The organism is Deltaproteobacteria bacterium (assembly GCA_035063765.1).
In the GTDB taxonomy this organism is placed as follows: Bacteria; Myxococcota_A; UBA9160; order UBA9160; family PR03; genus CAADGG01.
This window is the reverse complement of the sequence record JAPSFT010000011.1, coordinates 72,094-98,209: the sequence shown is the minus strand read 5'-3', so window position 1 is coordinate 98,209 and position 26,116 is coordinate 72,094. Positions and strand designations below refer to the sequence as shown.

At 75.0% G+C, this 26,116-nt stretch carries 23 protein-coding genes and 2 pseudogenes; 11 read left to right on the top strand and 14 right to left on the bottom strand.

Going from position 1 to position 26,116, the window contains the following annotated elements; genetic code table 11:
• Positions 1–2: 2 nt before the first annotated feature.
• The 3 genes from murA to prfA are packed head-to-tail and all read right to left on the bottom strand — an operon-like array spanning position 3 to position 3,315.
• Positions 3–1,265: a UDP-N-acetylglucosamine 1-carboxyvinyltransferase gene (murA, locus tag OZ948_10665; protein MEB2345195.1), complete on the bottom strand. Its 1,263-nt coding sequence runs from the start codon at positions 1,263–1,265 to the stop codon at positions 3–5.
• 8 nt (positions 1,266–1,273) lie between these two features.
• Complete coding sequence (gene prmC / locus OZ948_10660) at positions 1,274–2,239, bottom strand: peptide chain release factor N(5)-glutamine methyltransferase (protein ID MEB2345194.1); 966 nt, start codon at positions 2,237–2,239, stop codon at positions 1,274–1,276.
• A complete protein-coding gene (gene prfA / locus OZ948_10655; protein MEB2345193.1) occupies positions 2,236–3,315 on the bottom strand; it encodes a peptide chain release factor 1 in 1,080 nt (359 codons plus the stop codon). The genes prmC and prfA overlap by 4 nt, the downstream gene beginning before the upstream one ends.
• 331 nt (positions 3,316–3,646) lie before the next feature.
• Between prfA and OZ948_10650 the strand changes: the two genes are divergently transcribed.
• On the top strand, positions 3,647–4,141 hold the full coding sequence (locus tag OZ948_10650; GenBank protein MEB2345192.1) for a hypothetical protein: 495 nt from the start codon (positions 3,647–3,649) through the stop codon (positions 4,139–4,141).
• Between the two features lie 59 nt (positions 4,142–4,200).
• On the opposite strand, the gene rho is transcribed toward OZ948_10650, so the two are convergent.
• The 6 genes from rho to OZ948_10620 all read right to left on the bottom strand — a co-directional run bounded on the left by rho (position 4,201) and on the right by OZ948_10620 (position 10,432).
• A complete protein-coding gene (gene rho, locus OZ948_10645; protein ID MEB2345191.1) occupies positions 4,201–5,418 on the bottom strand; it encodes a transcription termination factor Rho in 1,218 nt (405 codons plus the stop codon).
• Positions 5,419–6,120: 702 nt separating this feature from the next.
• Positions 6,121–6,846: a polyphenol oxidase family protein gene (locus tag OZ948_10640; GenBank protein ID MEB2345190.1), complete on the bottom strand. Its 726-nt coding sequence runs from the start codon at positions 6,844–6,846 to the stop codon at positions 6,121–6,123.
• A complete protein-coding gene (locus tag OZ948_10635) occupies positions 6,843–7,817 on the bottom strand; it encodes an RluA family pseudouridine synthase (GenBank protein MEB2345189.1) in 975 nt (324 codons plus the stop codon). Before OZ948_10635 ends, OZ948_10640 begins: the two co-directional genes overlap by 4 nt.
• A 9-nt stretch (positions 7,818–7,826) precedes the next feature.
• Positions 7,827–8,678 carry a helix-turn-helix domain-containing protein gene (locus OZ948_10630; GenBank protein MEB2345188.1) on the bottom strand — a complete coding sequence of 284 codons (852 nt, stop codon included), beginning with the start codon at positions 8,676–8,678 and terminating at the stop codon, positions 7,827–7,829.
• An 18-nt stretch (positions 8,679–8,696) separates the two neighbouring features.
• Positions 8,697–9,740: a P-loop NTPase gene (locus OZ948_10625; protein ID MEB2345187.1), complete on the bottom strand. Its 1,044-nt coding sequence runs from the start codon at positions 9,738–9,740 to the stop codon at positions 8,697–8,699.
• Entirely contained in the window at positions 9,737–10,432 is a 696-nt protein-coding gene (locus OZ948_10620) for an HNH endonuclease (protein MEB2345186.1), read from the bottom strand. Before OZ948_10620 ends, OZ948_10625 begins: the two co-directional genes overlap by 4 nt.
• Positions 10,433–11,149: 717 nt before the next feature.
• Between OZ948_10620 and OZ948_10615 the strand changes: the two are divergent.
• From OZ948_10615 to OZ948_10570, 10 genes and pseudogenes are all read left to right on the top strand, one after another.
• A pseudogene (locus OZ948_10615) lies at positions 11,150–12,667 on the top strand (Rne/Rng family ribonuclease).
• A gap of 519 nt (positions 12,668–13,186) precedes the next feature.
• The gene (gene rplU, locus OZ948_10610; GenBank protein MEB2345185.1) at positions 13,187–13,498 is read left to right on the top strand and encodes a 50S ribosomal protein L21; all 312 of its coding nucleotides are present in this window, start codon (positions 13,187–13,189) and stop codon (positions 13,496–13,498) included.
• Between the two features lie 10 nt (positions 13,499–13,508).
• Positions 13,509–13,763, top strand: a complete 255-nt coding sequence (rpmA, locus tag OZ948_10605; GenBank protein MEB2345184.1) for a 50S ribosomal protein L27 — start codon at positions 13,509–13,511, stop codon at positions 13,761–13,763.
• Positions 13,764–13,867: 104 nt separating this feature from the next.
• A complete protein-coding gene (gene obgE, locus OZ948_10600; protein ID MEB2345183.1) occupies positions 13,868–14,947 on the top strand; it encodes a GTPase ObgE in 1,080 nt (359 codons plus the stop codon).
• On the top strand, positions 14,944–16,074 hold the full coding sequence (proB, locus tag OZ948_10595; GenBank protein MEB2345182.1) for a glutamate 5-kinase: 1,131 nt from the start codon (positions 14,944–14,946) through the stop codon (positions 16,072–16,074). Before obgE ends, proB begins: the two co-directional genes overlap by 4 nt.
• Before the next feature lie 56 nt (positions 16,075–16,130).
• Positions 16,131–17,399, top strand: a complete 1,269-nt coding sequence (locus tag OZ948_10590) for a glutamate-5-semialdehyde dehydrogenase (protein ID MEB2345181.1) — start codon at positions 16,131–16,133, stop codon at positions 17,397–17,399.
• A 2-nt stretch (positions 17,400–17,401) separates the two neighbouring features.
• A complete protein-coding gene (gene nadD, locus OZ948_10585; GenBank protein MEB2345180.1) occupies positions 17,402–18,100 on the top strand; it encodes a nicotinate-nucleotide adenylyltransferase in 699 nt (232 codons plus the stop codon).
• Complete coding sequence (gene rsfS, locus OZ948_10580; protein ID MEB2345179.1) at positions 18,097–18,465, top strand: ribosome silencing factor; 369 nt, start codon at positions 18,097–18,099, stop codon at positions 18,463–18,465. The genes nadD and rsfS overlap by 4 nt, the downstream gene beginning before the upstream one ends.
• Positions 18,466–18,476: 11 nt before the next feature.
• Entirely contained in the window at positions 18,477–19,997 is a 1,521-nt protein-coding gene (gene gpmI, locus OZ948_10575; GenBank protein MEB2345178.1) for a 2,3-bisphosphoglycerate-independent phosphoglycerate mutase, read from the top strand.
• 213 nt (positions 19,998–20,210) lie between these two features.
• Positions 20,211–20,702: a hypothetical protein gene (locus OZ948_10570; GenBank protein MEB2345177.1), complete on the top strand. Its 492-nt coding sequence runs from the start codon at positions 20,211–20,213 to the stop codon at positions 20,700–20,702.
• A gap of 87 nt (positions 20,703–20,789) precedes the next feature.
• On the opposite strand, the gene OZ948_10565 is transcribed toward OZ948_10570, so the two are convergent.
• From OZ948_10565 to OZ948_10545, 5 genes and pseudogenes are all read right to left on the bottom strand, one after another.
• Positions 20,790–21,863, bottom strand: a complete 1,074-nt coding sequence (locus tag OZ948_10565; protein MEB2345176.1) for a response regulator — start codon at positions 21,861–21,863, stop codon at positions 20,790–20,792.
• Positions 21,864–21,880: 17 nt separating this feature from the next.
• On the bottom strand, positions 21,881–22,801 hold the full coding sequence (trxB, locus tag OZ948_10560) for a thioredoxin-disulfide reductase (GenBank protein MEB2345175.1): 921 nt from the start codon (positions 22,799–22,801) through the stop codon (positions 21,881–21,883).
• 60 nt (positions 22,802–22,861) lie between these two features.
• Positions 22,862–23,095, bottom strand: a pseudogene (gene grxC, locus OZ948_10555) (glutaredoxin 3).
• A gap of 108 nt (positions 23,096–23,203) precedes the next feature.
• Positions 23,204–24,892 (bottom strand): hypothetical protein, encoded by a 1,689-nt coding sequence (locus tag OZ948_10550; protein ID MEB2345174.1) that lies wholly within the window; start codon positions 24,890–24,892, stop codon positions 23,204–23,206.
• 55 nt (positions 24,893–24,947) lie between these two features.
• Positions 24,948–26,114: a response regulator gene (locus OZ948_10545; GenBank protein ID MEB2345173.1), complete on the bottom strand. Its 1,167-nt coding sequence runs from the start codon at positions 26,112–26,114 to the stop codon at positions 24,948–24,950.
• Positions 26,115–26,116 lie beyond the last annotated feature (2 nt).

The following is a 26,116-nucleotide window of genomic DNA, read 5'->3' as shown; positions in this document are numbered from 1 at the left end:
GCTCAGCCCTCCCGGCGGATCTCGGCGCCGAGGCGCCGGAGCTTCTCCTCGATCCGCTCGTAGCCGCGGTCGATGTGGTAGACGCGGTTCACCACGGTCTCGCCCTCGGCGGCGAGGCCCGCCAGCAGCAGGCCCGCCGAGGCGCGCAGGTCGGTCGCCATCACGGGCGCGCCCGAGAGCGCGCGCACCCCGCGCACGTGCGCGCTGCGGCCGTCCACGGCGACGTCGGCGCCGAGCCGCACGAGCTCGGGAACGTGCATGAAGCGGTTCTCGAAGACCGTCTCGGTGACGACGCTCGAGCCGCTCGCGAGGGCCAGCACGGCCATGAGCTGCGCCTGCATGTCGGTCGGGAAGCCGGGGTAGGGAGCGGTCACCACCTTCACGCCGCGCGCGCGGCCGGTCGCCCGCAGCGACACGCTGGCGGCGTCGGTCTCGATCTCCGCCCCCGCCTCGCGCAGCTTCTCGAGCGTCGTCTCGAGCAGCGCCGGCGCGACGCCCAGGACGCGCACCGAGCCGCCCGTGATCATGCCCGCCGCGAGCAGGGTCCCGACCTCGATGCGGTCGGCCCACACCTCGTGGTCGATGCCGTGCAGGCGCTCGACGCCGTCGATCTCGATCCGGTCGCTGCCGGCGCCGCGCACCCGGGCGCCCATCGCGTTCAGGACGGCGGCGAGCTCGCTCACCTCCGGCTCGCGGGCCGCGTTCTCGATCTCCGTGCGGCCGCGCGCCAGCACCGCGGCCATCATCACGTTCTGGGTCCCGTTCACGGTGTTCAGGTCGAAGGCGAAGCGCGCCCCCTCGAGGCGCGCCGCCGCCGCCTCCACGTAGCCGTGGTCGAGCCGCACCTTGGCGCCGAGCGCCTCGAGCCCCTTCAAGTGCTGGTCGACGGGCCGCACCCCGATCGCGCAGCCGCCGGGCTCGGAGACGCGGCCGATCCCGCAGCGCGCGAGGAGCGGGCCCAGCACCAGGAAGGAGGCGCGCATCTGGCGCACGAGCTCGTAGGGCGCCTCGGGGTGGCCCGGCCGCCCGCGCCCGCCGAGGCGCAGCACCTGCGGCGCCGCCTCCTCCCAGGCCGAGGGCACGCCGAGCGCCGCCAGGATCCGGCGCATGGTCTCGACGTCGCGCACCCGCGGCGCGCCGCGCAGCACGGTCTCCTCGTCGGTGAGGAGCGCCGCCGCCATCAGCGCGAGCGTCGCGTTCTTCGAGCCCGACGCGCGCACCTCGCCCGCGAGCCGGTTGCCGCCGCGCACGACGATGCGGTCCATGCCTCCCCCTAGGCCTTGCGGGCCGACACCACGCGCGGCCGGCCGGCCGCGTCGCGGTGGACCGTCGCCCCGGCGAGGCCGCCCGCGGCGAGCCACGCCGCCATCGCCTCCGCCTGGCGCGGATCGAGCTCGAAGGCCGCGAAGCCGCCCGGCGCGAGCGCGCCGGCCACCTCCGCCGCGAGCGCGCGCAGGAGCTCGCTCCCGTCCTCGCCGCCGAAGAGGGCGAGCGCGGGCTCGTGGCGCAGCTCGGGCGGCAGGCTCTCCGCGTCGCGGCGCGCCACGTAGGGCGGGTTCGAGACGACGGCGTCGAAGCGCGCGCCGGCCGCCAGCTCGGCGGCCACCGGCGCGAAGAGCGCTCCCTCCAGGAAGCGCACGCGCAGGCCGAGCCCGAGCGCCTCGGCGTTGCCGCGCGCCACCGCGAGCGCCGCCGGCGAGACGTCGGTGGCCGTCACCCGCGCCTTCGGCCGCTCGTGCGCGATCGCGAGCGCGATCGCCCCCGAGCCGGTGCCGACGTCGAGCACCCGCCACTCCGCCTCGCGGTCGGGAAGCGCGTCGAGCGCGGCCGCGACCAGCGTCTCGGTCTCCGGGCGCGGGGTCAGGACGTCGCGCGTCACGGCGAGCGGCAGCGACCAGAACTCGCGGCGCCCGAGCAGGATCGAGACCGGGACGCGCTCGCCCGCGCGCGCGCGCACGAGCTCGCGGAAGCGCGCGCGCTCGTCCTCGGCGACCGGCTTGTCGTGGTCGACGTAGAGGCGCAGGCGGTCGCAGCCGAGCACGTCGGCGAGGAGGAGCTCGGCGTCGAGGCGGGCGGTGTCGATCCCGCGCTCGGCGAAGTGCTGCGCGGTCCAGCGCAGGAGCTCGAGCACGGTCCAGACCGGCGGGCGGCCGGCCGGCTCGCGGCGCGCGGCCGCCGCGCGCTCGCTCGCCGCGGCGGCCGGCGTCTCCGGCACGGAGGCGCGCTGCTCGTGGCTCATGCGTCCTCCGCGCTGCCGCGCACGCCCTCGGCGAGGTTCAGCGCCACCGCGTCGAGCAGCTCGTCGAGCTCGCCCTCGATCACGGCCGGCAGCTTGTGGAGCGTCACGCCCGCGCGGTGATCGGTGACGCGCGCCTGCGGAAAGTTGTAGGTGCGGATCCGCTCGCTGCGCTCGCCGGTGCCGACCTGCGAGCGGCGGTCGGCGGCGCGCTCGGCGTCGGCGCGCGCCTGCTCCTGCTCGAGCAGGCGGGCGCGCAGGATCTTCATCGCGCGGGCGCGGTTCTTGAGCTGCGACTTCTCGTCCTGGCAGTGCACGACGAGGCCGCTCGGCAGGTGCGTGATGCGCACCGCGGAGTCGGTCGTGTTGACGCTCTGGCCGCCGGGGCCGCCGGCGCGCATCACGTCGATGCGCAGGTCCTTCGCGTCGATCTGGATCTCGACCTCCTCCGCCTCGGGGAGCACCGCGACCGTCACCGTCGAGGTGTGGATGCGGCCCGCCGCCTCCGTCACCGGCACGCGCTGCACGCGGTGCACGCCGCGCTCGTGCTTGAGGCGGCTCCACACGCCGGCGCCCGCGATGGTCGCGATCACCTCCTTGACGCCCCCGGTGCTGCTCGCGGAGAACGAGAGCGGCTCCACCTTCCAGCCCCGCCGTTCGGCGTAGCGACAGTACATGCGGTAGAGCTCGCCCGCGAAGAGCGAGGCCTCCTCGCCGCCCGCCCCGGAGCGGATCTCGAGGATCACGTTGCGCTCGTCGTTCGGGTCGGGCGGGACCAGGAGCAGCCGGATCCGCCGCTCGACGGCGGCCAGCTCGGGCTCGGCGCGCGCGATCTCGTCGCGCGCCTCCTGGCGCAGCTCCTCGTCCTCCTCCTCGAGCAGCGCCCGGGCGCCCGCCAGGTCGGCCGCGAGCCTGCGGTGGCGCGCCCCCGCCTCGAGCAGCGGGCGCAGCCGCCCGAGCTCCTTCGCGAGCGTCTGGTACTCGCCCGAGCGGCCGGCCACGGCCGGGTCGGCAAGCTGCTCCTCGAGCGCGCGGGCGCGGGCCTCGGTCTCTTCGATGCGGCGGAGCAGCTCGGACATGCGGCGCTCGGAAACCCCACTCGGTCGGTCGGGGGGTGGGTTCGGACGGTCGGGGGTGGGAGGCGGAGGCGACGACAGAAGGCCCCGCGGGGCCACGGGAGGGGCGCTAGTGCGCCGCGTGGTGATGCCGCGGGGAGGCGGAGGCGAGCGGGCCGTGGCTGGGGAACGTCGTCACGGCGGGGAGATAGCGAAGCGCGCGGTGGGGCGCACCTGACGAACGGAAGCCGCGAGTGGGGCGCACCTGACGAACGGAAGCCGCGGTGGGGCGCACCTGACGAACGGAAGCGGCGGGCGGGGCACGGCGCATCGGATCCCGCGCTAGCGTGGGCGGATGCGCAGACCGCTCCTCGCCTGCCTCGCGATCGCTGCCGCCCTGGCCCTGGGCTGCGCCGGCTCCGCGGGCGGCGGCACCGCGCTGCCGACCTGGCCCGAGTGGGTCGCACAGAGCGGGCCCCCACCGGCGGGCCAGGGCCGGATCGTCGTCTACGGCGCGGTGCGCGACGAGGCCCTCGAGTGGCACCCCGAGGTGCTCGTCGACGGCGCGCCGATCGGGCGCTCGCGCGAGCTCACCTTCCTGGTCGCCGAGCGGCCGCCGGGCCTGCACGTGCTCACGATCGGGACGGAGGAGCGCGACGCCGCCTTCGGCACCCAGGGCGACAGCGGCAACGCGACGGTGCCGCTCCGGGCGGGCCAGACCGCGTACGTGCAGCTGCTCGTCGAGGCGCCGCCCGGGATGGTGCGCGCGACGCTCGTCCCGATGGATCCGCCGACGGGCAACCGCGACGTGCAGGCGATGCAGCTCGCGCCGCCCTCGACCGCGCCCTGACACCGGGCCCCGCTCGCCCGTACCCGCGGTGGTGACGGAGCGCTCGCGCCGGCCCTGTCCTACGAGTTCATCGACTCCAGGAACTCGTCGTTGCTGTCGGTGGCCTTGATCTTCTCGAGCAGGAACTCCATCGAGTCCACCGGGTTCAGCGGCGAGAGCACCTTGCGCAGGATGTACATGCGGTTCAGGGTCTTCTCGTCGAGGAGCAGCTCCTCGCGGCGCGTCGCCGAGCGGTTGATGTCGATGGCCGGGTAGGTGCGGCGGTCGGCGAGCTTGCGGTCGAGCACGAGCTCGCTGTTGCCGGTGCCCTTGAACTCCTCGAAGATCACCTCGTCCATCCGCGAGCCGGTCTCGATCAGGGCGGTGCCCACGATCGTGAGGCTGCCGCCCTCCTCGACGTTGCGCGCGGCGCCGAAGAAGCGCTTCGGCTTGTGCAGGGCGTTCGAGTCCACGCCGCCCGAGAGGATCTTGCCCGAGTGCGGCACCACCGTGTTGTGGGCGCGCGCGAGGCGCGTGATCGAGTCGAGCAGGATCACCACGTCGCGCTTGTGCTCGACCAGGCGCTTGGCCTTCTCGATCACCATGTCGGCCACCTGGACGTGGCGGGTGGCCGGCTCGTCGAAGGTCGAGGAGATCACCTCGGCCTTCACGTTGCGCTGCATGTCGGTCACCTCCTCGGGCCGCTCGTCGATCAGCAGCACGATCAGGTAGACCTCGGGGTGGTTCTCGGCGATCGCGTTGGCGATGTCCTTCAGGATCATCGTCTTGCCGGCCTTGGGCGGCGAGGTGATGAGCGCGCGCTGGCCCTTTCCGAGCGGCGCGATCAGGTCGATGATGCGGCCCGTGTAGCCGGCGCTCGCCGACTCGAGGCGGAACTTCTCCTCGGGGTAGAGCGGGGTCAGGTTGTCGAAGTTGATGCGGTGCCGGATCTGCTCCGGGGGCTCGAAGTTGATGGTCTCGACCTTGAGCAGCGCGAAGTAGCGCTCGCCGTCCTTGGGCGGGCGGATCTGGCCGCGGATCGAGTCGCCGGTGCGCAGGCCGAAGCGGCGGATCTGCGAGGGCGACACGTAGACGTCGTCGGGGCCGGCGAGGTAGCTCTCGTCGGGCGAGCGCAGGAAGCCGAAGCCGTCGGGCAGCGTCTCGAGGACGCCCTCGGAGTAGATGCGGCCGCGCGCGTCGGCGTTGGCCTTGAGGATCGCGAAGACCAGGTCCTGCTTGCGCATCCCGGCCAGGTTCTCGACCGCGAGCGACTCGGCGCGCTCGGTGAGCTCCTCCATGGTCTTGCGCTTGAGGTCGGCGACGTCGAGGCTCTCGCCCGCCTCGCCCTCGTCGAGGAGATCCTCTTCGGTGAGCTCGTCGGCCACGTCGAGGATGTCCATCGGCGAGCCGCGCCCGCCCCGCCCCATGCCGTTGCCCCCGCTGCGGGGGCGGCGGCGGCCGCGGCGCGGCCGGTTGCCCTGCATCCCGCCCATGTTCGAGTGATCGCCGGAACGGTCCATGCTCACGGGTCGCCTCTTCGCTCGTTCGTCCAGGGTTGGAGATCCAGGGGGTGCGTTCGGGGTGGGAGGGTCGGCCGTCTCGGTCGTCCGTCGGCTTGCCGACTCGTGGCTCGTGGTCCCGATGCGTCGTCTTGGCTCGTGGTCTTGGTTCGTGGGGCTCGCGATGGACTCGCGGATTCGTGCGCCGGGTGGCTCACCGGGCGTGGAGGGCGCGATCCGGAGCGGCCGGCGACGTTCCATCTCTCGGAACCGGCGTCCGGCCGGGACCGGCGTCGGGCCTGGCGGCCATGCACGACGCTTGGCGGTACGTGGAGGTCCGAAGGGTCTGGCTTCCCTCTTTCGTTCGGAACGTCGCTCCCGGAGGTTGAGCGCTGATCGCCGGGCGCCTGGCAGACACGGCCGACCGGTACGACTGGCCAGCACGACGGACCTGGGCGGGGGAGACGGCGCGGAGCGCGTCGGGAGCGAGCGACGAGCAGCCTATGCCGGCCCGATTGGCGTGTCAAGGCCGATGTCCGGGCCTGCGCCGCGCGCGGCGATCCAGTGGAAGAGCCGGCCGGAGCCCGGACCGTCACGCCGGTAGCTGTGGAAACGCCGCTCGTCGCACGAGGTGCAGGCGTTCGCGAGCGCGCGGACGCGGTCCGCCGCGAGGCCGGCGCGCACCAGGTCCACGCGCGCGAGCGCCGCCAGGTCGAGCTGCCAGTGGCCGGCGCGCACCGGCACGAGCGCCGCGTCGAGCGCGCCCGCGAAGCGCCGCGCCAGCGCCGCCACGACCGGCTCGTCCACCTCGTAGCAGCCCGCCCCGACGCGCGGGCCGATCACCGCCGCGCCCCCCGCCACGCCTTCGGGCGCGAGGGACGCGAGCGCCGCCAGGGCCTCGCCGATCACGCCCGCCGCGAGCCCGCGCCAGCCGGCGTGCACCGCCGCCACGCGGCCCGCCGGCGTCGCGACCAGGATCGGCAGACAATCCGCGGTGACGACACCGATCGGGAGCGATGCCCGCTCGGAGACGAGCGCGTCCGCCTCGCCGGGATCGGCGGGCGGCGGGCCGCCGCGGCGCAGCACGACCACGCGCGTGCCGTGCACCTGGCGCGCGCGCAGCAGCGCCGCGGGCGGCCGGCACCCGCGCGTGCCGAAGCCGTGCGCGGCGGCGGCACCGAGCAGGGGATGGGTGAGCCAGCCCGCCGCGGGAGTTCCGGCGCTCACGCGGCCGCTCCTTCGCGCGCGCCGAGCGCCGCGAGCGCGGCGGCAAGGTCCGCGGGCGGCGGCGCCTCGAAGCGCAGGCGCGCGCCGCTGCGCGGGTGGTCGAAGCCGAGCACCTGCGCGTGCAGCGCCGGCCGCGCGAGGCCGAAGGCGGCGCCCGCCGAGGAGCCTGCGGCACCGTCCGCAGAGGGGGCTCGCCCGGCCTGCCGGCGCCCGTACACCGGATCGCCGACGATCGGGAGCCCGATCGAGGCCAGGTGCACCCGGATCTGGTGCGTGCGCCCGGTGGCAGGCCGGACCTCGAGCAGCGACACGCCGCTCGCCGCGAAGCGGCGCGCGACCCGCCAATCGGTCCGGGCCGCGCGGCCGGCGCCGGTGCGCACCGACATCCGCTTGCGATCCTGGGGGTGGCGGCCGACGGGGCGGTCGACGCTCCCGCCGGCGGCGCCCGGGACACCCCGCACCAGCGCCAGGTACACGCGCTCGACCGTGTGCTCGCGGAACTGGGCGGCCAGCGCCAGGTGGGCGGCGTCGTGCTTGGCTGCGACCAGCACGCCCGAGGTGCCCTGGTCGAGCCGGTGCACGATCCCCGGGCGCAGGACGCCCCCGATCCCGGCCAGGTCGCGGCAGTGGTGCAGGAGCGCGTTCACGAGCGTCCCGCGCGGGTGGCCGGGGGCGGGATGGACGACGAGCCCCGGCGGCTTGTCGATCACGATCAGGTCGGCGTCCTCGTGGAGGATCGCGAGCGGGATCGCCTCGGGCTCGAGCGAGGGCGCCACCGCCTCGGGCGGGTCGGCCTCGATCGCATCGCCCGCGCGCACGCGCTGCGCGGCGCGCGCGGGGGCGCCCGCCACGCGCACGAGGCCCGCCTCGATCCAGCGCTGGGCCCGGGCGCGCGGGACGGCGGCCAGCTCCGCGAGCGCCACGTCGAGGCGCCGGCCCGCCTCGAGCTCGGACGCCACGAAGCGCAGCATGGCCCCGGCTCAGCGGCCCTGGCTGCGGCCGTGGGGGCGCCCGCGCGCGTGCTGCTGGCGGCGATGCTCCTCGTAGCGCGCCGCGTAGCTCGGCGCGACCTGCGCGGACTCGATCCCGAGCATGCGCGCGTAGGCGCTCACGAAGCCGCGCACGTAGACGAGCGCGGGCAGGCCGTCGAAGCGCTCCTCCTCGAGGAAGCGCAGATAGGTCGGGTTCACCTTGGTGACGGCGGCCACGTCGTCGATCTCGAGGCCGCGCAGGATGCGCGCGCGGCGCAGGCGGGGCCCGGTCCACTCGGCGCCTTCGTCGTCGCCGGCTTCGTCGAAGGCCTCGAGCTCGCGCGGCAAGGATCCCTCGCGCCGCGGCTCCTCGAAGCGCAGCGGGCGCGCGGCGTGGGTCGCCGCGAGCGAGACGGGCGGCGCATCGGGCGCGGCGGGCAGGGGCGCGCGGTCGAGCACCCCGGCGGCCGCCTCGGCAAAGCCCCGCGCGGCGGGCGGCCGCTCGCCGGAGCCGGCCGCGTCCGCGAAGGGATCGGTCTCCGCGTCGAAGGGCACGGCGGCCGGATCCGAGGGCACCGCGACCGGATCGGCGGGCACGGACGCGAACCCGGCCGGGGCGGCGGCGAGCGCGTCGTCGTAGGCGCTGCGCGCGGCAGGGTCCGAGAGCACCCGGAAGGCCTCGTCGATCCGCTCGCGCCACAGCTTCGCCTCGTCGGGCGGGATCACCGAGTAGGCGGCGAGCGCGTCGCCCTCGTAGGCGCCGCGCACCAGCGTGAAGGCGCGCTCGATCTCGTCGGGGCGCGCGCCGCGCGCCACCTCGAGCACCTCGTAGTGATCCAGCTCCGACAGCGACTTCATCATCGAGAGGGGCCCCGGGTTCTAGAGCGGCGGGCGCGGTGCGGGGGAGGACGCGTGCGGGCGCGGCGCCGGCCGCCCCCGTCCCGTCCCCTCCCGCGCTCGATCGTCGATCAGCTTGCGGGCGATGCGCGTCAGGTACACCGACGCATCGGCCTGCGGGTGGCTCACGACCACCGGCTGGCGCGCGCGGATCGCCTCCGCCACGGCGTCGTCGTGGTTCACGTAGCCCAGGTACTCGGCCTCGAGCCCGAAGTACTTGCGACACACGCTGCGGACGGCGAAGCCGAGCTTCACGTCGTCACTGGTCCGGACGCCGTTCACGACGAGGCGCGGGCGGAAGCCCTGCACGGCCGCGACGAAGCGCTCCCCCTCGCTCGGCGAGCTCTCGCGCACGGCGCGCAGCAGGTCGAGCGGCGTGCGGATGCCGCGCTCGTTACCCTGGTCCATCGCCTGGTTCACGAGCTTGCGGGCCGCCTCGCCGGTCATCGCGAGCCGCAGCCGGCGGTAGAAGGCCGCCCGCAGGAAGGCGTAGGCGTTCTCGACCGAGGTCGGCTCGGGCGTCATCACGAGCACCCCGTCGTCGCCCACCAGGAAGTAGTCCATCACCGACGGGTGGGTGCCCGCACCGAGGTCGACGAGCACCCAGTCGGCGGGCAGCTTGCGCAGCTTGGCGAGCAGCTCGACGCGCCGGAAGTGGCGCGGCTGGGCGAGGCCGAGGTGGCTCTGGGTGCCCGCGATCAGGCGCAGCCCGGCGATCGGGGTGTCGGCGACGAGGCGCTCGAGGTCGAGCTCGCGGCGCGCCACGAACTCGGCGAGGCTCGTCCGCGGCGCCGGCACGCCGAGCGCGGTGTGGAGGTTCGCGCCTTCGAGGTCGGTGTCGACCGCGATCACGCGCTGGCCGGCGCGGGCCATCGCCGCGGCCAGGTTGGCCGCGAGCATGGTCTTGCCGACGCCGCCCTTGCCGCCGCCGACCGCCAGCAGGCGCGGCCCCCCCGGACGCAGGACGCCCGGGCGCTCGCCGGCGCGGCCGGGCAGCCTCCCCTGCCCGAGCGGGCTCGGCCTCACGCGCGGGTCCCGCGACCCAGGGGGCTGGCCTGATGACCCAGGGGGCTCCCGGGATGACCCGGGAGGCTCGCGCCCCCGCGCCCGTCGACCACGCGCAGGAAGGGCCGCCACTCCTCGTGGCGGGCGCTCGCGAGGGGCAGGGCCGCCAGCGGCGTCCAGCGCGGGCGCGACGGCGGCCGGCGCAGGCGCAGGCCGGCCTGCTCGGGCGTGCGCCCGCCCTTGCTGCGATTGCAGGCGACGCAGCTCGCGACCACGTTCTCCCACGTGCTGCGCCCGCCGTGCGCGCGCGGCACCACGTGGTCGAGGTTCAGCTCCGATCGCGGCGGCCGCACACCACAGTACTGGCAGGTGAAGGCGTCGCGGGTCATCACGTTGGAGCGGCTGAAGCGGACGTGGCGGCGCGGCATGCGGTCGAAGACGGTGAGCACGATCACGCGCGGGAGCCGGACCCGCCCGCGGCTCGTCCCGACCCCGTCGTGCCCGCCGATCACGCGCAGCTCGGTCCACTCCTCGAAGGCGAAGGTGCGGTGCTCCGCGTCGACCACCCGCGCAAAACCCTGGTACACGAGGGAAAACGCTCTCCGTGCCGACGTCACGTGGATCGGCAGATACGAGCGATTGAGGACCAGTACCGACGCGTTCAGCATCACGACCCGGGGCGCCGGCACGGTATCCCAAGCGAAGATCGCCATCAATCGGAACCTGCGGTGTGGCGGCATTGCGCATCGCTTGCCGTTCCTTCCGGCGCTGCGCTGCGTGCGCGAGTGGGCCGCGCTGCGCGCCTCGTTCCCGCCTGCACGGCACGCGCGGCGGCGCGGTCCGCCGGCTGCTGCGCGCATCGGCCCGGCGCGCCGCCTCGCCACGCGGAGAAGGGACCGGCCGGGGCACCGCCGCAGCGCCCACCCTGCGGGGCGGGAGCTTCGTTTCCGTGGTTGCACTCGGAGGCTCGATGGGGGATCGTAGGCCGGGTTTTGTCGGTGGTTCCGAACGGGTGGATCCAGGCATCTCCGGCGCGGGGTGGGGCATGGGGTCCCGCCGGGCGCCGGGCCGGGCCGACGGGCATCGGGGTGCAGCGCGCCCGCAGCCTGGATCCAGAAGGCCGAGCCAGAACGCAGAGGCCAAGCCCGGCGCCACCGTCGAAAAACGGTTCGAGACACCCAGTGCGAGTCGATCTACCGGGCGCTCCGGTGCCCGCCGGGACAACGAGAGAACGCGATCGACGCCCGTCCGGCAGGCGCGGGACGGCTCCGGCCCTCGGGCCCGGGCCGGGCGCCTTGCCGACCGGCGCGGGAGGCCGCTAGCCGGCTCTCGCGCGCGGATCTGCACCCCGAGACTCCTGCCGGCCCGCGGGCCGGAGGAAACGCGACCTCCCCCGTTGTCCGTGCCGGCTCGCCAGCCAGGCCGGAACGATGCACAACGAGATCCTGATCAACGCGATCCGCGGCGAGACCCGGGTCGCGATCCTGGAACGAGGCTCCCTCGCCGAGCTCCTGATCGAGCGCGCCGGCGGGCAGAGCATGGTCGGCAGCGTGGTCAAGGGCCGCGTCACCCGGGTGCTCCCGGGCATGCAGGCCTCCTTCGTGGACATCGGCCTCGACAAGGCCGCCTTCCTCTACGCCGGCGACTACTTCGAGTACGACCGCGACGTCGATCTCGGCGACGACGAGGACGCGCCGCGCCCCGCGCGCGGGCGGCGCGGGCGTGGCCGGCCGGGCCGCAACGGCGCCGGCCGCCAGGTCCCGAAGATCGACACGATCCTCTCCGAGGGGCAGGAGATCGTGGTGCAGGTGGCCAAGGAGCCGATCGGCACCAAGGGCGCGCGCATCACCTCGCACGTCGCGATCGCAGGCCGCCACCTGGTGCTGACGCCGTCGGGCTCGCGGGTGGGCGTGTCGCGCCGCATCGACTCGGACCGCGAGCGGCGCCGGCTGCGCGAGATCGTCGAGCGGGTCCGCCCGCGCGACGTCGGCTTCATCATCCGCACCGCCGGCGAGGGGGCCCGCGAGGCCGACCTCGAGGCGGACGTCCGCTACCTGGTGGCGGCCTGGCAGCAGATCCAGAGCCAGCGCGACACGGCGCGCGCGCCGGCCGTGCTCTACGCCGAGCCGGCGCTGCCCCTGCGCGTGGTGCGCGACGTGGCGGGCTCCGACACCCGGCGCATCGTGGTGGACAACCGATCCGTGTACGAGGAGATGCACGCGTTCGTGGCGCGCTTCTGCGCCGAGCCGCGGCCGCGCGTCGAGCTCTACCAGGGCAACCGGCCGATGTTCGACCACTTCGGGATCGAAGCGGAGATCGAGGCCAACCTCGGCCGCAAGGTGTGGCTCAAGTCCGGCGGCTACCTGATCATCGACCAGAGCGAGGCGCTGACCGCGATCGACGTCAACACCGGGCGCTACGTCGGCAAGCGCGACCTCGAGGAGACGGTGCTCAAGACCAACCTCGAGGCGGTGAAGGAGGTGGTGCGCCAGCTCCGCTTCCGCAACATCGGCGGGCTCATCATCGTCGACCTGATCGACATGGAGACGGCCGAGAACCGCGAGAAGGTCTACCGCGCCTTCCAGGAGGCGCTGCGCCAGGACAAGGCCAAGACCAACATCCTGAAGATCTCCGAGCTCGGGCTCGTGGAGATGACCCGCAAGCGCACGCGCGAGAACCTGGTGCAGCAGCTCTGCGAGCCGTGCGCCCACTGCGAGGGGCGCGGCTACGTGCTCTCGCGCGAGAGCGTCGCCTACAAGGTGCTGCGCGAGATCCGCAACGACCTGCCGCGCTTCGGCGGGCGGCGGATCGCGATCGCGCTGCACCCGCGCGTGGCCGAGCTGCTGCTCGGCACCGAGCGCGCGGCGCTCCTCGAGCTCGAGCAGCAGCTCGGCCGCGCGATCGAGGTGCGCGCCGTGCCGGGCGTCCACCAGGAGCACTTCGAGCTCGTCGCCCTCGACGCGGGCCCCCCCGTGTCGCTGCGGCTGCCCTGGCTCGGGCTCGCGGGCGCCGGGCCCGAGCCGGAGCCGGTCTTCGTCTCGGAGCCCTTCGAGCCCGACGTGCCCGAGCCCGCACCCCTGCCCGGTCCGATCGAGGGCCGGCCCGAGGTGGTGCTGGCCGAGCTCGAGAGCGAGCCGGGCGAGGGCGAGCCCGCGCCGCCGCGCGCCGACGGCGCCGGGGCCGAGCCCGATCCCGTCCACCTCGGCCCCGCCGACGAGCTCGAGCCCGCGGAGCGCCGGAGCCTGGTCGCGAACAGCCTGTCTCCCGCGGGGGAGGCGGGCATCGGAGCCCTGGAATCGGTTGACGGGGAACGGGAATCCCGGATACTGCCCGCCTCGCTGGCGCCCGAGCGCGAGGACTCCTGAGCGCGCGGCTCGCGCCCGCGCGCGGTCGGCGCGGGCGCGGTGGGACGGGATCCTGGTGCGAGCGAGCTCGGCAGGAGCAGGCTCGGTGAGGATGGAAGCGCCATGTACGCGGTCGTTCGCAGCGGCGGCAAGCAGATCCGGGTCGCGCCCGGCGAGGCGGTCTGGGTGGAGCGGCTGCCCGGCGCGGTCGGCGAGCAGGTGACCCTCGACGAGGTGCTCCTGCTCGGCGGCGAGGGCGAGCCGCGCGTCGGCGCGCCGCACGTGGCCGGCGCGCGCGTGGTCGCGACGATCGTGGGCTCCGGGCGCGGCGAGAAGCTCACGATCTTCAAGTACAAGCGCCGCAAGCGCTACCGCCGCAAGCAGGGGCATCGCCAGGGCTACACGCAGATCCGCGTCGAGCGGATCGAAGGCTGAGAGGGGCGCCATGGCTCACAAGAAGGGACAGGGCAGCTCCCGCAACGGGCGCGACAGCAACGGCCAGCGCCGCGGCGTCAAGCGCTATGCCGGCCAGCAGGTGAACGCCGGCACGATCCTGGTCCGCCAGGTCGGCACGCGGATCCACCCCGGGCGCAACGTGGGCATGGGCCGCGACTACACGCTCTTCGCGCTGGTCGACGGCGTCGTGCACTACGGTCCCTCCAAGGGCCGCGTGACCGCGCGCGTCGAGCCGGCGGCCTAGCGCTTCCCGCCCGGGCGCCGGCTCGGGCCGGGGCTTCGCGCGCGCCGGATCCCCGCTCGCCTCCGCCACGCGGCGCACCCGCTACGCTGGCTCGCGGCAGGCCCATGAACTCCCCCGACTCCTTCATCGACGAGGCCGTGGTCGAGGTCGCCGCGGGCAGCGGCGGGAACGGCTGCGTGAGCTTCCGGCGCGAGAAGTTCGTGCCGCGCGGCGGGCCCGACGGCGGCGGCGGCGGGCGCGGCGGCGACGTCGTGCTGGTGGCCGACCGCGGGCTCTCGACCCTGATCGACCAGAAGCTGCGGCCGCTCGTGCGGGCGCAGGACGGCGCCCACGGCGGCGGCAACCAGCGCGACGGACGCGCCGGCGCGGACGCCGAGCTGCGGCTCCCGGTGGGAACCCTCGTCCACGACGCGGGCGCGGCCGCCGGCGCGGCGCCGCTCGCCGACCTCGTCGAGCACGGGCAGCGGGTGGTGGTGGCGCGCGGCGGGCGCGGCGGGCGCGGGAACATGAGCTTCGCGACCCCCACCCGGCAGGCCCCCGACCGCGCCGAGGACGGCCGGCCCGGCGAAGCGCGCCGGCTGCGTCTCGCGCTGAAGCTGCTCGCGGACGTGGGCTTCGTCGGGCTTCCGAACGCGGGCAAGTCGACGCTCCTGCGCCGGCTCTCGGCCGCCCGCCCGCGGGTCGGCGCCTATCCCTTCACGACGCTCGTGCCGTCGCTCGGGGTCGTCGAGGCCGGCGCGCGCCGCTTCGTGGCGGCGGACCTGCCCGGCCTCGTGGAGGGCGCGAGCCGCGGGGCGGGGCTCGGCGACCGCTTCCTGCGTCACGCCGAGCGCACGCGCGTGCTCGTGCACCTCGTCGACGCCGGCACGGCCGCGCTCGAAGGGCGCGAGCCCCTGGCGCCGCTGGCCGATTGGGAGACGATCCGCGCGGAGCTCGGCGCCTATGCGGCGGAGCTCGCCGGGCGGACGGAGATCGTGGCCTTGAACAAGCTCGACCTGATCCCGGAGGACGAGCGGGCGGCGCGCCTCGGGCCGCTCGAGGCGGCGCTGCGCGCGCGCGGCCGCCGCGTGCTCTGCGTGTCGGGCGCCACCGGCGAGGGCCTCGACGCGCTGCGCTTCGCGATGCTGCGCGCCCTCGACGAGGCCGACGCGGCGAGCGCCGCGGCCGCGGAGGCGGCGCGATGAGGGCTGCGGCGCGCCGCGCGCGGCGCATCGTCGTCAAGGTGGGCAGCTCGATCCTGACCGCCGCGGGCGCCGTGCGGCCGCGCGTCTTCACGGAGCTGATCCGCCAGGTGGCCGCGCTCACGGACGAGGGCCGCCAGGTGGTGGTGGTCTCGTCGGGCGCGATCGCGATGGGCTCGCACCGGCTCGGCTGGTCGCACCCCGGCCGCTCGATCCCGGAGAAGCAGGCGGCGGCGGCCGTCGGCCAGATCGCGCTGATGGAGCGCTACCGGGTCGGCTTCGCCCGGCGCGGCCGGCAGGTGGCGCAGGTGCTCGTGACCCGGATCGGGCTCGAGGACCGCGAGCGCTTCCTGAACGCGCGCCGCACGCTCCTCACGCTGCTCGGGCTCGGCGTGGTTCCGATCGTCAACGAGAACGACACCACCTCGACCGAGGAGATCCGCTTCGGCGACAACGACAACCTGTCGGCGAACGTCGTGAACCTGGTGGCGGCCGAGCTGCTGGTGCTGCTCACCGACGTGGACGGCCTGTACCGCGAGGCGCCCTCGGCGGACAACCCGCGGCCCGCACGCTGGGACGTGGTCGAGCGCATCACGCCCGAGATCGAGCGCGCCGCGGGCGGCAGCGACCACGCCTTCGGGCGCGGCGGGATGATCACGAAGCTCGAGGCGGCGCGGACCGCCGCGCTCTCGGGCGCCGCGACGGTGATCGCGAACGGCCGGCGCCGCGGCGTCCTGGAGCGGATCGCGGCGGGCGAGGCGGAGGGCACGCTCTTCCTGCCCGAGCCCGCGCGCCGGCTCGGCAGCCGCAAGCACTGGCTCGCCTTCACCGCGCGCCCGCGCGGCGAGCTGCGCCTCGACGCGGGCGCGGCCCAGGCGCTCCAGGAGCGCGGGCGCAGCCTGCTGCCGGCGGGCATCACGGCGGTGGCCGGCGAGTTCGGCATCGGCGACCCGGTGCGCTGCACCGATCCCGCGGGCCGCGAGGTGGCGCGCGGACTGGTCGCCTACTCGGCGCGCGACGTGGCGCGGATCCGCGGGCTCTCGACGCGCCAGATCGAGGCGGTGCTAGGGTACTCGAACGGCAGCGAGGTGATCCATCGCGACGACCTCGTGCTGGTGGCCGGGGACTGACGGCCCGACGGCCGCGGACCGAAGGCCGGAGAGCGAGGAGCGGAGAGCTAGGACCGATGGCCGACCCCGCGCTCGAGAAGACGATCGCCGACCTCGCGCTCGCCGCGCGCGCCGCCTCGCGGCGCACGGCCGAGCTCACCCGCGACCGCAAGGACGCCTGGCTGCTGCGCGCCGCCGAACGCCTCGAGGCCGCGCGCGAGGCGATCCTCGCCGCCAACCGCGCCGACCGGGCCGAGGCCGAGCGCGCGGGTCTCGAGCCCGCGATGGTGAAGCGCCTCGCGCTCGAGGGCGGCAAGTGGAGCACGATGCTGGCCGGCCTGCGCGACGTGGCCGCGCTGCCCGACCCGGCCGGCGAGATCACCGGCATGTGGGTGCGGCCGAACGGGCTGCGCGTCGGCCGCATGCGCATCCCGCTCGGGGTCGTCGCGATCATCTACGAGTCGCGCCCGAACGTGACGGTGGACGCGGCGGCGCTGTGCCTGAAGGCCGGCAACGCGGTGATCCTGCGCGGCGGCTCGGAGGCGATCCGCTCCAACCTCGCGCTCGGCGCCGAGCTGCGCGCGGCCGCCCGCGACACGGGCGTACCCGAGGACGCCGTCGCGATCGTGCCGACCACCGACCGCGCCGCGATCGACCTCCTGCTGCGCCGCGACCGCGAGATCGACCTCGTGATCCCGCGCGGCGGCCCCGGGCTGATCCGCAAGGTGAGCGAGACCTCGACGATCCCCGTCATCAAGCACGACGCTGGCGTGTGTCACGTGTACCTCGACGCCAGCGCGGACCCGGAGATGGCGACCGCGATCGTCCTCGACTCGAAGCTGCGCCAGATGGAGGTCTGCAACGGCCTCGAGACGCTGCTCGTGCACCGGGAGGCCGCGCCCGCGTTGCTGCCGCGCGTGCTCGGCGCGCTCGCCGCCGAAGGCGTCGAGCTGCGCGGCTGCGCCGCCACCAGGGCGCTCTTCCCGGCGGCGAAGCCCGCCTCCGACGAGGACTGGGCTGCCGAGTACCTGGCGCCGATCCTCGCGGTGCGCGTCGTCGACGGCCTCGACGCCGCGATCGACCACATCCGCACCTGGGGCAGCAGCCACACCGAGGTGATCGTGACCCGCGACTACGCGGCGTCGCAGGCCTTCGTGCGCCGCATCGACTCCTCCACGGTCGGGGTCAACTGCTCGACCGCCTACGCGGACGGCTACCGGCTCGGGCTCGGCGCCGAGATCGGCATCTCCACCTCGAAGCTGCACGCCTACGGCCCGATGGGGCTCGAGGGGCTCACCACGCAGAAGTTCGTGCTCTTCGGTGACGGCCAGCTGCGGCCCGACTGACCTTGCAGCCGGTCGGCGTCTACGGCGGCACCTTCAACCCGATCCACCTCGGCCACCTGCGGGCGGCCGAGGAGATGGCCGAGGCGCTCGGTCTCGCGCGCGTGCTCTTCGTGCCGAGCGCGGTGCCTCCCCACAAGGCCGGCGAGGGCGGCGACCCGATCGCGCCCGGTGCCGAGCGCCTCGCCTGGGTCCGGCTCGCGGTGGCCGACAACCCGCGCTTCGCGGTCGAGGCGATCGAGATCGAGCGCGGCGGCCCCTCGTACCTCGTCGACACGCTCACGGCCCTGCGCGAGCGCCTGCGCGCCGCCGGCGAGGAGCCGGTCTTCCTGGTCGGCTCCGACGCCTTCGCCGAGATGGGCGGCTGGCGCTCCCCCCGCGAGCTCTTCGGGCTCGCCCACTTCGCGGTGACGCCGCGCCCGCCGCTGCGCACGGGCCATCTCGCGCAGTGGCTCCCCGAGGCGGTGCGCGACCTCTTCGAGATCGCCGCCGACGGCCGCTCGGGCCTTCACCGCAGCGCCGGCACCTGGCTGCGGCTCGTGGAGATCGCCGGGCTCGACCTCTCCGCGTCGGACCTGCGCCGGCGCCTGCGCGAGGGCCGATCCGTGCGCTATCTCCTCCCCGAGGCCGTTCGCGACGCCGTCCGGGCGAGCGGCCTCTATGGCGACACGGGGAGCTCCCGGGGAGTGCGCGCCAGCCGATGACCTCCGCAGAGAAGACCCGCAAGGCCGTGGAAGCGGCGCTCGAGGTGAAGGCGGAGGCGGTGGTGGCGCTCGACGTGAAGGAGCTCTCCTCGTTCGCCGACGTCTTCGTCGTGTGCACGGGCCGCTCGGACCGCCAGGTGCGCGCGATCGCCGACTCCGTCGAAGCGGCCGCCCGGGAGGCCGGCGAGCCGCCGCTCGGGATCGAGGGCTACGCCGAAGGGCGCTGGGTGCTGATCGACCTCGACGACGTGATCGTGCACGTCTTCACGCCCGAGACCCGCCTGCACTACGACATCGAGCGGCTGTGGAGCGACGCCCCGCACATCGAGGGGTTGCCGGCGCGGGCGGAGCAGGCCGCGCCGTGACGGGCCCCGTGATGCTGGTGGTGCTCGACGGCTTCGGCCTCGGCGACGGCGGCCCCGGCGACGCGACCGCCGCGGCGCACGCGCCCTTCTTCGCGCGGGCGAACCGGCTCTACCCGCACGCGCGGATCGAGACCTCGGGCGCGGCCGTCGGCCTGCCGCCGGGCCAGATGGGCAACTCCGAGGTGGGTCACATGACGATGGGCGCGGGGCGCATCCTGTACCAGGACATCACGCGCATCTCGAAGACCTTCGCGGAGGTCGGGCCCGAGGGCGTGCCGGCGATCGCCCGGGCGCTCGCCGCCGCTCGCGCGGGCCGCGGCTGCCTGCACCTCCTCGGCCTCGTCTCCGACGGTGGCGTCCACAGTCACCTCGACCACCTGCTCGCGCTGCTCGCCGCCTGCGGGCGCGCAGGCGTGCGGCCCGTGCTGCACGCCTTCCTCGACGGGCGCGACACGCCGCCGCGCTCGGGGCTCGGCTACCTCGGGCAGGTGACGCCGCAGCTCGCGGCGGCCGGCGGCCAGGTCGCCACCGTGATCGGGCGCCACTGGGCGATGGACCGCGACGACCGCTGGGAGCGCATCGCGCGCGCCTACCACGCGATCGTCGCCCGCGAGGGACTGACCGCGGCGAGCGCCGAGGCCGCCGTCGAGGCCGCCTACGCGCGCGACGAGGGCGACGAGTTCGTGCAGCCCACCGTCGTGGAGGGCGGCGAGGCCTTCGCGGACGGCGACGTCGCGCTCTTCTTCAACTTCCGCGCCGACCGCGCCCGCGAGCTCACCAACGCGCTCACCAGCGCGGCGCCGCGCCGCTTCGAGGGCCAGCTCGAGCGGCGCGTCGGCGTGCAGCCGGCCCTCTTCGTGTGCATGACCGAATACGACGCGGAGTTCGGGCTGCCGGTCGCCTTCGGCACCCAGACCACGCGCCACATCCTGGGCGAGATCCTCGCGGCGGCGCGCCTCCCGCAGCTCCGCATGGCGGAGACCGAGAAGTACGCGCACGTCACCTTCTTCTTCAACAGCGGGCGCGAGGAGCCCTTCGAGGGCGAGGAGCGCGTGCTGATCCCGTCGCCCCGCGACGTCGCCACCTACGACCACAAGCCCGAGATGAGCGCTCCCGTCCTGACCCGCGCGATCCTCGAGAAGCTCGCCGAGCGCGACTACGCCTTCGTGCTCGTGAACTTCGCGAATCCCGACATGGTCGGGCACACGGGCGTCCTGCCGGCCGCGGTGAAGGCGGTCGAGACGATCGACCAGTGCCTCGAGCGGGTCCTCGGGAAGCTGCTCGCGCAGGGCGGCCAGGCGCTCGTCACCGCCGACCACGGCAACTGCGAGCAGATGATCGACCCCGCGACCGGCGGCCCCCACACCGCGCACACGACCAATCCGGTGCCGATCTGGTGGGTCACCGCGGATCCGCGCGGGCGCCGGCTGCGCGACGGCGGCCTCGCGGACCTCGCGCCCACGATCCTCGAGCTGCTCGGGCTGCCCGTCCCGCCCGAGATGACCGGCCGCAGCCTGCTCGTCCCGGCCTGAGACCCCTCGCCCCGCGGTCCCGCGGAGCCCCGGATCCTGCGCTCGCTCGCCGCCGCGTTCCTCGACCTCCTGCTGCCGCGCGCGTGCGCGCGCTGCGGGCGCTCGCTCGCGGCCGGGACGGCGCTCTGCGCTCCCTGTCGCGGAGCCCTCCCGCGGCTGCCGCCCGGCCTCGCGCCGGCGCCGCCGGCCCCCCTCGCCGCCTGGTGCGCGGAGGTGGCCTACGCGGGCGAGATCGAGGCCTGGATCCAGCGCTTCAAGTACCCCGCACGGGGCCTGGCCGGGCTCGACGCCCGGCCGCTCGCGCTCGTCGAGGCCCTGGCCCGCGACGCGGCGGCCCGCGCGGCCGCCCTCGCGCCGGCGCTGGTCGTCCCGGTGCCGATGCACCCCCGCCGCCGCCGCGCGCGGGGCTTCCACCCGGCCGGCGTGCTCGCGTCCGCGGCCGGGCGCCGGCTCGGCGCGCCGGTCGCCCTCGACGCGCTCGTCGTGCTGCGCGAGATCCCGAGCCAGACCGGCCTCGACCGCGGGGCGCGCCGGCGCAACGTGCGCGGCGCCTTCGCGGCGCGCGCGGGCTTCGCGCCGCCCGCCTGCGTCGCGCTCGTGGACGACGTCGCGACGACCGGCGCCACCCTGTGCGCCTGCGCCCGCGCGCTGCGCCGCGCCGGCGCCCGGCGCGTCGTCGCGGTCTGCGTGGCGCGGGCCGAGTAGCCCTGCGCCGCGGCGGGGCGTCGCCCGCGCCGTTCGGGAAGCCCACGGGGCCCGCTCGTCAGGAGACGGGGCTCTTCTCGTCGCTTCTCAGCCGCGCCGGGTGGCCAGCGCTTCGACGAGCTTCTCGCGCAGCCGGTCCGGGTCCACCGGCTTCTTGAAGATCACGCCCTCGAGCCCCTCGACGCGACTGCGCTTGATCACGTGGTCGCGGTCGTAGTGGAAGGCGGTCATCATCAGCACGGGCAGCCGCGGGTAGCGCCGGCGGACGGCGCTGAAGAGCTCGTAGCCGTCCATGCGCGGCATCACGACGTCGCTGATCAGGACGTCGAAGCCGTCGCGCTCGATCTTCTCGAGCGCCTCCACGCCGTCGGCCGCCGTCTCGACCACGCAGCCTTCGCCCGCCAGCAGCTCACCGAGCGACTTACGGATGCCGAGGTCGTCGTCGGCGATCAGGATGCGCGCCCCGGCAAGCCGCGGGTCGGGCTCGTGCGAGCCGGGCCGGTGCGGGCGCAGGTCGACCATGCGCGCGGGGCCGACGTACTCGACGGTCTCGTACTTGTCGCCGGCCGCCATCTCGCCGAGCCGCTCGACGATCTCCGAGATGCGCGCCACTTCGCGCCGGATCGCGTCGAGGCGCTCGCTCTCGACCGAGCAGTCGACCTCGCCCGACAGGCGCTCGACGTCGCGCTCGAGCAGCTCCGCCTGGTTCAGGATCACCGCGAGCGGATTGTTGATCTCGTGGGAGAGGCCGATCGCCACCTCGCCGAGGGTGGCGAGCTGGTCGCGCTGGAGGATCTCGCGCAGGTCCTTGGCGAAGCCGATCGTGCCGTCCTCGCGGCCGCGCTCGTCGTGCAGGATCGTGCCCGAGATCGCGACCGGGATCTGCTCGCCGGCCTTCGACAGGAAGGTGGTGCGCAGGTACACGGCCCGGCCGGGCCCGCCGTGCTCGGGGCTGCGCATCGCCGCCATCACGCGGCGCGCCTCCTCGAGGCTCGGATAGAGCTTCGCGACGAACTGGCCGAGGATCTCCTCGGACTTGTAGCCGAGGATCCGGCTCGCGCCGTCGTTGTAGTAGACGACGACGCCCTTGCGGTCGGTGCCCACCACGATGTCGGTGGAGCGCGCGATCAGCTGCTCGAGTCGTTCGCGGGTGAGGGCCATCGCGGTGCGCGCTCCGGCTAGTGGATGCCCCGGGCGGCGAGCCAGCGTTCGGCGTCGATCGCCGCCATGCAGCCCGTGCCCGCGGCGGTGACCGCCTGCCGGTAGACGGGATCGGTGGCATCGCCGCACGCGAACACGCCCTCGACCGAGGTGTAGGTGGAGCCGGGCTTCAAGCGGATGTAGCCGACGGGATCGGTGTCGAGCTGGCCCTTCACCAGGGCGGTGTTGGGCTCGTGCCCGATCGCCACGAAGACGGCCTCGACGGGGATCTCGCGCTTCGCGCCGGTCTCGACGTCGCGCAGCCGCACCCCGGTCACGAACTCCTCGCCCAGCACCTCGTCGACGACGGCGTTCCAGACGAACTCGATCTTCTCGTGCTTGCGGGCGCGCTCCTGCATGATCTTCGAGGCGCGCAGCTCGTTGCGGCGGTGGATCACCGTCACCTTGGTGGCGTAGCGGGTGAGGAAGAGCGCCTCCTCCATCGCGGTGTCGCCGCCCCCGACCACGGCCATCGCCTTGCCCCGGTAGAGCGCCCCGTCGCAGGTGGCGCAGGCCGAGAGGCCCCGGCTCATGAGCCGCTGCTCCGACGGGATCCCGAGCCACTTGGCGCTGGCGCCGGTCGCGACGATCAGCGCGTCGGCGGTGAAGCGCCGCTCCTCGGTCTCGATGCGGAAGGGTCGCTGCGCGAGGTCGAGCCGGACCACGTCCTCCTGGTAGACGCGCGCGCCGAAGCGCTCGGCCTGCCTCTGGAAGCGCTCCATCATCTCCGGGCCCGCCACCGCCTCGGGGAAGCCCGGGTAGTTCTCGACGTCGCTGGTCAGCATGAGCTGGCCGCCGACCGCGAGGCCGGCCACGACCACGGGCTGGAGCTCCGCGCGCGCCGCGTAGATCGCCGCCGTCCAGCCGGCCGGGCCGGAGCCCACGATCACGAGCTTCACGTGCTCGGGCGGGGCACCGGCCGCGCCGGGGCCCCCGGCGTGGACCCCGAGGAGCGGATCGAGCTCGCCGGCGCGCTCGAGCGCGGCCAGGTCGTCGAAGCCCCCGACGTGGCGCTCGCCGATCCAGATCTGGGGCACCGTGCGCCGGCCGCTGCGCCGGATCATCGCGTCGCGCTGCGCCGGGTCCGCCTCGATGTCGATCTCGGTCCAGGTCTGGCCCTTCCCCGCGAGCAGGCGCTTGGCCATGTCGCAATAGGGACAGGTCTGCTTGGAGTAGATCGTGATCGCGGGCATCGGACCTCCAGGGCGCCGGCGACGAAGGGGCGAGGGTAACGGCCCAGGGGGGCCCGGGCGACCCGCTTCGGGTGGACGCCGGCGCCCGGGCGGGATTCGAGCGCCCGCCTAGAGCGGCTCCGTGATCGGCAGGTCCTCCCAGAGGAGCTGGAGGAAGGTGCCGATGAAGAGCGACAGGAAGGTCATCAGCAGGATCGCGGTCGGGAAGGCGTAGATCGGCGCGATCCCCATGATCCGCGGCAGATCCCCGAGGACGGGCGGCACCACCGCGCGCAGCGCCTCCATCCCGAGCCCCGGCTCGGGACCCCAGGTGCGCGAGACCATGAAGCCGCCGAGGAGCGTGGTGATCACGACGCCGAGCGCGAGGGCCTGCAGGATCCCGAGCAGCCAGATCCGGCGGGCGCGCGAGAAGGCCTCGCCCGGATCCGGGATCCGCCGGCGCACCTCGACGTAGAGGTAGAGGAGCGTCATGAAGCCGAGGAGCGTGACCGTGACCCCAAGGGGGAACCAGGGCCGCCGCGACAGGTCCCAGACCTCGTCGATCAGGAACACCGGCATGTAGCCGACGATGATGCCGGCACCGATGCGTGGCACCGCACCGTGGAAGAACGACAGGTCCTTCTGCACGACGAAGCGCCAGAGCAGGTACCAGACGACGACTCCGAGCACGGCCAGCATCTGGAAGCTCGCCACCGCGTCGAAGAGGAGCGGTGCGCGCCGGTAGGCGAAGGCGGCGCCGGCGAAGGGCCACACGAGCAGCGCGATCGCGGCGCAGTACGCCGCGGTCGAGTGCCACGAGAGCACGCCGCCGAAATGGCCTTTGCCGCGTGAGAGGTTCTCGGCGTGCCGGATCACGGCGGCGGCGCGCGGCACGTCGTACTGGCGCAGGAACCAGACCTCGAGCTTGCCGAGGAGGCGCAGGCAGTCGCGCGAGCCCATCCGGCGCAGGAACGGGGACAGGTGCGCGGTCCGGCGCAGGCGGCCCGCAGGCTCGACGACGGCCGCCGCCAGCACCTCGACCTCGCGCGTCGCGAAGGGCGAGTCCTCCCCCTCGAAGGCCTCGTTGGACTCGTCGAGGCAGGTGTCCTCGAGCCAGTCGTGGAAGGCGCGGGCGGCGAGCTCCAGCAGGAGCTCGTCGGCACGCGGGTCGGGCTCGGCGGCGAGCGCTTGGAGCAACGCGCGCGAGGAGGCTTCGGCGGCCGGCGCCGGCCCGGCGCTCCAGGGGGCCCCAGCGACGCCCGGGACGGCTCCGCGCGCACCGGCGGGCCGCGCCGCGAGCCAGGCCTCGACCGACGCGGGCGCGACCCGCTCGCGCACCAGCGCCGCGAGCCCGCGCCAGGCGAGCTTGCGCAGGTGCAGGGTCGCGAGGCGCAGGTCGGGCTGGCTCGCGAGCTCCTTCTCGGCGAGGAAGCGCGCCACCTCGCGGGCCAGCACCACCAGGTCGCCGTGGATGCGCGTGCTGGCGGCACCGGCGAGGCGGCCGCTCGCGACGAGGTGGTCGAGCACGCGCTCGAGGTAGCCGGGCAGCGCGGCCAGCAGCCGGCGCACGGCCTCCTGCACCTCGCGCCGGGTCGCTCCTTCGCCGAGCCGTCGCGGGTCCGCCCACAGGTCCTCGACCTGGAGGTGCAGCTCGAAGGGATCGTGGCGGTCGAGGTGGAACGAGAAGGTCTCGGGGAAGAGCTCCGCCGGCGCGCTGCCTTCGCGGACGCGCTCGAAGCGCACCTCGCGGGCATGGAAGGCCCAGCGCAGGCGCACGCCCAGGCCCACGCGCTCGATCACGACCTCGAGCGCCGGCACGCCGCCCGCCGCCGGGTCGGCCCGCGGCGCCGCCGGCGCGGCGCCGGCGACGCGCTCAGAGGACGGGCTGGCCAGGGTTCTCGCCGCTCGCGTAGTAGGCCTCGACGCGCTCCGCGAGCCGGCGTACCCGCTCCGGCACCTCTTCGGGCAGCGGCCAGCGCGAGCCCGCCACGCGCATGCGCTCGACCAGCAGGCGGGCGTCGGGATAGCCCTCGCGGAGCAACGCGTCGTCCACGGCCAGCCAGTTCTCGATCGCCGTCCGCGTGCGCGAGATGCGCTCGGCGAGCTCCGCCATGCCCGGCGAGGCGACCCCGCTGTGCTGGACCTTGCCCGCGAACTCGCCGAGCTCCTGGAGCGCCTGGTCGAGGCGCGGGCGCAGGCCGTCGCCGGCCGACTGGATCTCGTGCAGGATCTCCTCGAAGCGCCGGCGCAGCGGTTCGTGCGAGATCTCGCGCATCAGGATCACGCGCCCGAGCGTGCGGCGCGCCGCGTCCGAGAGCGTGCGCAGGGCGACACGCAGCCGGAGCGACACGCCCGTCGTGACGACGTCGAGCTCCTCGTAGTCGGTCTGCGCCTCGCTGCCGCGCTCGCATCCGATCCCGAGCCGCCGGGACGCCTCGCGCACCTCGCGCAGCGCCTCGGCGCCGAGCACCTGCTCGAGCGGCTGGCCGCTCGGATCGCCGTGCAGGCCCAGGTACTCGCGACCCGGCCGGTTCGACGCGCGCACCACGCCGGTGGCGTCGATCACCAGCGCGCCGATCGGGATCTCGTCGATCGCCGCCGCCAGGAAGGCGTTGGCCCGGCGCAGGTCCTCGACCAGGGTGTCGTTCTGGACGCGGAGCCGGTGCACCTCGACCGCCCGGTGCACGAGCTGCTTCAGCTCCTCGGGCTCCCAGGGCTTGGTGACGTAGGCGTAGACGTGGCCCTCGTTGATCGCGCGCACCATCGCCTCGCCGTCGGCGTAGCCGGTCAGGATGATGCGCGTCGTGTTCGGGTGTCGCTCGCAGACCCGGGCCAGGAACTCGACGCCGGTCATCTCGGGCATGCGCTGGTCGGTGACGACGGCGGCGATCGCCGGACCCTCGTCGAGGATCTCGAGCGCCTGGCGGGCGCTCGTCGCCGTCAGGACGTCGTACTCGTCCTCGAAGGTGTAGGCCATCGTCTCGAGGATGGCCTCCTCGTCGTCCACGATCAGGATGCGTGCGCGCGCGGGCGTCGTCATGG